Annotated in this window: 9 protein-coding genes and 1 pseudogene; all 10 read right to left on the bottom strand. The window is 42.7% G+C overall.

Annotated elements, in window-relative coordinates; translation table 11 throughout:
• Positions 1 to 100 precede the first annotated feature (100 nt).
• A complete protein-coding gene (locus AC5I6P_RS29260) occupies positions 101 to 436 on the bottom strand; it encodes a hypothetical protein (RefSeq protein WP_495697305.1) in 336 nt (111 codons plus the stop codon).
• 5 nt (positions 437 to 441) lie between these two features.
• Positions 442 to 1,080, bottom strand: coding sequence for an ATP-binding protein (locus AC5I6P_RS29255; protein WP_495697304.1), 639 nt, complete (start codon positions 1,078 to 1,080; stop codon positions 442 to 444).
• Between the two features lie 12 nt (positions 1,081 to 1,092).
• Positions 1,093 to 1,449: a hypothetical protein gene (locus tag AC5I6P_RS29250; protein ID WP_495697303.1), complete on the bottom strand. Its 357-nt coding sequence runs from the start codon at positions 1,447 to 1,449 to the stop codon at positions 1,093 to 1,095.
• A 36-nt stretch (positions 1,450 to 1,485) separates the two neighbouring features.
• The gene (locus AC5I6P_RS29245; RefSeq protein ID WP_495697302.1) at positions 1,486 to 1,965 is read right to left on the bottom strand and encodes a helicase HerA domain-containing protein; all 480 of its coding nucleotides are present in this window, start codon (positions 1,963 to 1,965) and stop codon (positions 1,486 to 1,488) included.
• Positions 1,966 to 2,095: 130 nt separating this feature from the next.
• Positions 2,096 to 3,025 carry a DNA double-strand break repair nuclease NurA gene (locus AC5I6P_RS29240; RefSeq protein ID WP_495697301.1) on the bottom strand — a complete coding sequence of 310 codons (930 nt, stop codon included), beginning with the start codon at positions 3,023 to 3,025 and terminating at the stop codon, positions 2,096 to 2,098.
• Between the two features lie 107 nt (positions 3,026 to 3,132).
• A complete protein-coding gene (locus AC5I6P_RS29235; protein WP_495697300.1) occupies positions 3,133 to 3,555 on the bottom strand; it encodes a hypothetical protein in 423 nt (140 codons plus the stop codon).
• Positions 3,556 to 3,567: 12 nt separating this feature from the next.
• Positions 3,568 to 4,290 carry a DUF6884 domain-containing protein gene (locus AC5I6P_RS29230; protein ID WP_495697299.1) on the bottom strand — a complete coding sequence of 241 codons (723 nt, stop codon included), beginning with the start codon at positions 4,288 to 4,290 and terminating at the stop codon, positions 3,568 to 3,570.
• Between the two features lie 91 nt (positions 4,291 to 4,381).
• The gene (locus AC5I6P_RS29225) at positions 4,382 to 4,783 is read right to left on the bottom strand and encodes a type II toxin-antitoxin system VapC family toxin (RefSeq protein ID WP_495697298.1); all 402 of its coding nucleotides are present in this window, start codon (positions 4,781 to 4,783) and stop codon (positions 4,382 to 4,384) included.
• Complete coding sequence (locus AC5I6P_RS29220) at positions 4,783 to 5,013, bottom strand: hypothetical protein (RefSeq protein ID WP_495697297.1); 231 nt, start codon at positions 5,011 to 5,013, stop codon at positions 4,783 to 4,785. The genes AC5I6P_RS29225 and AC5I6P_RS29220 overlap by 1 nt, the downstream gene beginning before the upstream one ends.
• 158 nt (positions 5,014 to 5,171) lie before the next feature.
• A pseudogene (locus AC5I6P_RS29215) lies at positions 5,172 to 5,400 on the bottom strand (hypothetical protein); the annotation flags it as partial.

Raw genomic sequence — 5,400 nt, 5'->3', positions numbered from 1 at the left:
GCATTCCGGGCACTGCAGAGAATCACCTTATCCATCTCTCCATTATGCAACGCCCTTTGTTTATTTCCATCGTGCGGATGAAACAGCTCTCCTGCTCATCTCAAGACATCTTCGGAGTGGGAATAAAATCTTGAGGAATGGGGCACCAATCAGGCTTAGCTCTTTCTACAAATTCCTCATACTCTTTCACAGGGGTAAATCCCTCTCGACTGATGAAATAGAAAGCACCATTATCGAGGTAAATACGGACTTTCTTAGGAACATCCAGAAATTTGTGCAGTCCTTCTTCCATCGCCTTCTGCCGTCTCCTGGGATTTTGATGAAAGTCAGCATAAGAAATCATGACTGCCTTCAAATCGCGCAGATAATACTCGCAATAGGGGTTCCAAACTCGCGGATTTAGATTGGCAAGACTAATGCCAGCAACAATTTTCAATAGATTTAGCTCCTAGCACCGTTGGAGATACTACCACTACGATGAGCTTCTTCTAACGCCTCAAACGCATCTTTTTCTTCACGCTCTCCACTAGACACAGGTTCCTTGATCCGTACCAGAACAGGAAAATTAATAAGCTGACCCAATAAAATAGCTTCTCCAACATTTAAATCGGGTAACATTCGGGCTTCGTCTTCTCCCAAGCTTTCAATTACCTTTCGCACAAAAGCTTGGTCAGCAGGATTAATCATTCGCATAATGATGAAGGAATTACACATTGCAAGAGTCGTTTCATCAAGTCTAGATGATCGTTGGCTAATCAGAATTAAACCAACACCAAATTTACGTCCTTCCTGAGCAATCTGTTTAGTTACTGAGATTGAATGCTGCTCAGCTTCATTATTGGCTTGACCTGGAACAAAATTGTGTGCTTCTTCCAGCAAAAGTAAAACAGGCAGTTTGAGATTATTTTGAACACGAGCACTAAAAATATCACTTGCGACAAGGCTATATATTGTTGCTTGAAAATCGCTCGTATAGCCAGACAGAGCAACAATACTAATTCCACCATATCTAACAAGTTGAGTTCTATCAGTTGGAAGTGGTTCAGTGGTTTTTGAAACCTTCTTGCTAATTTCCTCCATCTGTTTGAGCCGCTAAGCGGCTGCTCGCAAATTGTTAGGTAAGCCTTCTAAGTATCCTGCTGTCTTTTTGTCAATTTCCTTTAATTGCTCACAATCGCTCCACTCAACAATCTGATTAAGAGCTTCATCTTCATCTAATGTTTCTTTTTGCTTATCCAATCCTTTCGATACTTTTGATTTACCTGCCTCTTGGGCTGCTTTTCCCTTAACTGCTTTTATCACTGCTTGAACAAAATCCGCTAAAAAATATAAGTCTTTATTCAAGCCGAATTTTGCAATGTTTTGATTTTCAAGATAATCACTAAGCCATTGAGTACGCTTTCTTAACTCATCAGGACTTTTAATGAAATTGTAAGCACCCTTGAACAAATCATCAAATTTACTTCGGTGTGTATTTGCTAATTTTCATCCCAAAGCTTCTACAATTGTCACAACGGTTTCAGGTGCTTGTTCAAAGATTGGTACCTGAGCATAGTAACGCTGAACTCGTTCTCCTATACCAGGTACATCTGCCAGACCTGTGTAATCTCCGTGAGGATCGAAGATCACGATGGGATAGTTTTTTCTAGCTAGTTCTTCGATGATCCGTCGTGCGGTAACACTTTTATCTGCACCCGTCATTGCGAGAATTGCTAAATGACGGCTGACAATCGCATGTCCATCAACTTGGACACTTACAGTAGAACGATTAGACAGAGTTGCTATATCTAAAGCGCGTTTCTGCTTCTGCTGCAATTCTCCGACGACAACCCTTGCAATATCTTTTGATTCAGGTCGATATGCACTAGAAGCAGGCTTTGCTGGATAGCGAAGTTGACTAAGCCTACCTCCTGCATTGCTATTTAGAGATTCTGTTCCCAAGACTTGACAAACTGCTGTTACCATCTCTCGACTCAAGGAAAGCACTGTATCAAAAGGATCTGTGCGAGTAGCAGCTAGCTCATGACCAGCTTCTGATGGGAAAAGAGGATTAAGTCTTTCGATTTGCTGTACCTTAGCCCACACGCGCAGTTGCTTATAGCGCTTGAATCAGAATTCGCCGCATCTCGGCATCATTAATTTCTCCAGATTGTAAGCTAATTCCTAATTGATATTTAATTATTTTGCTGTAAGCATCTGTCATCCAATTTGGAATATGTGCATATTTGTCAACAATATCTAGACCGATCGGAAAACCATAGCCAGGAAGTAATCGAGCATAAAGATATGTGTGTTGAGCCGCTTCCACAATCTGATCAGGACCCAATTCATCAAAAACTTCAACTCGAATTGGATCAGTTGTCTCAGAAACATGAACATAACAACCTCGCACCCGTGGAAAGCCAAAAGCACTAGAAGGTTTGAGGCTGCTCCAATCCACCTCGCTTATTTGCGACTCATTCGGCAAGGAAACGATTCCTTTGGAAAATCCGCTGTATTTGTTAATTATCCAAGACTCCGTGGCTTGACCAGGTTGGAGCAACATTGCCAGCAATAGACTGTCTTTATAACCCAATCGGTCTAGTAATGCTTTTGGTGAATTTAGGTCGGAGCGTTTATACGTCAGATTGAAGTAGTTCTCGTTTCCTTTTTCTCGTAATCCTCGGAAGACCCGCTCTAAGAGAATCGATTCGCAAAACTCTTGTAAATTTCCGCCCCGCTCAATCACCCCTGCAATCATTGGTCTAGGATTTCGTTGTTTTGCTTTCTTAATTAGTTGTCGATGCAAAAATGACATCCATGCAAGTGGTTCAAATAATCGTCGTTTTACCCATTCATAAGAGTCATTGGGAAAGAGCTTAGGATAGATATCGAGTTTTGCTTCTCGCAAAAAATCTTCTTTCAGTTGTTTAGCCAGATTTTGATCTGTCGCATATTGATTGAGAAACAGATCGATATCTTTTTCAGTGAATGGTATGTGTCCCATGTAGTGCCATACGGTATATACCAAAGGACCTTGAAACATAAGTACACGCAAATCAGGAGTTCGTTCTAGTGCAGACAATCCCCCCAAAAGTTCGGCTGTAATCCTCACAATGTCGATAAAATCTTTTCGCTCCTTACTGCCACCCTCTAAGTCACCCAAAATAATGGATAGTAACCAAATTGTTCGCGTTCTGCTAAACGACGCTCTCCGGTACGAACGCAGTAGGAGCCAACCCGTAGAAGAATAGGAACTTGGCTAGAAATTTGTACTTGTCCAAGACCTCCATCAATAAAAGTAACGACTTCCCCTTGAACATCTGACCAAGCGATATCTTCCACTGATTGCACACTTAAGATTGGATCAGCGCGTTTTCCTTGTTCTGCTTGCAGCATTGCTCCGCGCAGATTGGCAACGAACTTAGCTGTATTTTTGAAATAGTTATCTCGTAAGCTTTCTGATACAGTTAAAGCATTTTCAGCCAGCTTCACAAACAAGTGGCGCTGACGCTGAATTTCTTCGCGAACTCCTTCTTCCGTAAAACGACGCGCATTGTCAGTCGGTTGAGTCATACACGCTTCACTTCAATTCCTAGTTGAGTCAGAACGCGACGCGCATCGGTTGTAACGAAAAGCACCCACGGGTAGTCCCGTAAGCTGGCTGACTAGCCATTTTGGAGCAACTCCTTGATCATCTACCGGAACGTACCAGGATTGATAATTTATGGCTTCTCGTTGATCTGTTGTGATCGCTTGACGGGCAACATCCATCACTTGTTCGGGTGTCATTATGACATCGATTCCTTTAATTCGAGGATGTCTTTTCCGAGGATGCGTAGTTTGTTGATAACGCAACTCAGGTGGTTTACCGTAGAGCCAATCATGTAACTCAGACAGTCTTTTGCCTAATCCTCCTTTAGAAGTTTGAGTAACTAAGTTGAACGAAGTCAGCGTTTCGTATCCACACAGCGCCTTGAGATAATCTTGACCCACACAAATAAAAAGCTCTCCGTAAGTCTTAGTGGTAAGTATCAATTGAAGATTGGTAATGACCGATGGCTGTAATTCTTGCGATCGTGCACTTGTCATTCTGCGATCATATTCTGGAATTTCTATAGCAGCAGAAATCAATCCAAATTCAGCAGAGAGAATGTAAATATCAAGATGCATACTCTGATCTTGATATTCACGCAAAAACTTACGCACTACCTTGAAAGTGGGGCCATCGTAGCGATCCAAAGCTGGCAACACCTTTGTGTCGAAACGTTTTCTTCTTGAACAGGCAAGAATCAGGAGTCTTTGATTCAATCGGCTTCTACACTTTTTAGAAAGGAACTCTGCACATTTTGTAACCTTGAATTAGCGAAATTGTGGCTGCTAAAGTAAAACTTTGCTTAACTTACCAAATCGTTGTAATGTCAGAAAGCTGAATTTTACGATCGCGGCTTATCAACGGCAAATCACAATACAAAGCGGTCGCCGCAATAATTCGATCAGGTAAATCTGGAACTTGAGCACGTTCAACACTTTGCATAGTTGAAATTATGTTTCGATTCAGTGGAAGCTCAGTGAACACTGCATCTGATTGATCAAGCGCTATTAATAACCGGAGAAGTGTATCGACTGCGATTCGTCTTTTTTCACACAAGTAGACGATCTCTGCCAATGTAATTGAAGAAAGTCCAACTTGATTACCCCTACTTGCAATGTTGTCAATTGTCGTTCGCGCTGTTGTTGAAAGTCTGTAATCCGCGTAGACATACCAAATGACGGCGTGAGTATCTGCGACCGCTTGCAGCACTAAATGTCCTCCCGTGGAAAATTTCCCCACATTTCCTCACGCGCCTGACCAATTTCCTCGGCTGTCGGAGCGTTTCCTAGATCTGCACATAACCCCCACAGGGATTTGCGAGGAGTTGCTTGAGCCATCACAATCTCTTGCTCAATCTCAGGCATGATTCTCGTCACGAGTTGCACTTTATCGGGCAATGAAAGTTGTTTTGCCAAACTCAAAACTTCTTCTAGAGTCATAGCTTAATTCTCGTGCTTGCTCTCATCATAATGCGGTTCCTTTAGAAGGTCGTGCTAGTCGTGCTATTGGGTAGAGGAAACGTAGCCACGTGGTTTGTTAAGCTACATTAAGAACCCACGATTCAAATTCATTATGTTAACGCGATGTGCGACTAATCTTACGCTGCCACAAGAAGGTCAAACTGCAAAGGCTCGCTATTCTGCCGATTGAGCCAGCAACAGACAGTATGCGCTAAGAGCTTGCGGTTCACCCGACTGGTTAAGTGCCACATATCTCGCGCTCGCACTTTCTCAATCGAGAAGCGCTCGACCAATTGCCCAATCACAGTTTCACAGGACTTACGCAGGGGCACTAGATTCAGGGGCAAGCCCAACTGAGCTTCATCG

This window comes from Myxacorys sp. (genome assembly GCF_059501405.1).
The sequence above is the reverse complement of the archived record's forward strand: the minus strand, read 5'-3'. Positions and strand labels throughout refer to the sequence as shown.

Excerpts from the sequence above, each read along its gene's own strand:
- AC5I6P_RS29245 (WP_495697302.1), bottom strand. The coding sequence starts at position 1,965 with ATGGTAACAGCAGTTTGTCAAGTCTTGGGAACAGAATCTCTAAATAGC.
- AC5I6P_RS29235 (WP_495697300.1), bottom strand. The coding sequence starts at position 3,555 with ATGACTCAACCGACTGACAATGCGCGTCGTTTTACGGAAGAAGGAGTT.
- AC5I6P_RS29255 (WP_495697304.1), bottom strand. The coding sequence starts at position 1,080 with ATGGAGGAAATTAGCAAGAAGGTTTCAAAAACCACTGAACCACTTCCA.
- AC5I6P_RS29220 (WP_495697297.1), bottom strand. The coding sequence starts at position 5,013 with ATGACTCTAGAAGAAGTTTTGAGTTTGGCAAAACAACTTTCATTGCCC.
- AC5I6P_RS29240 (WP_495697301.1), bottom strand. The coding sequence starts at position 3,025 with ATGTTTCAAGGTCCTTTGGTATATACCGTATGGCACTACATGGGACAC.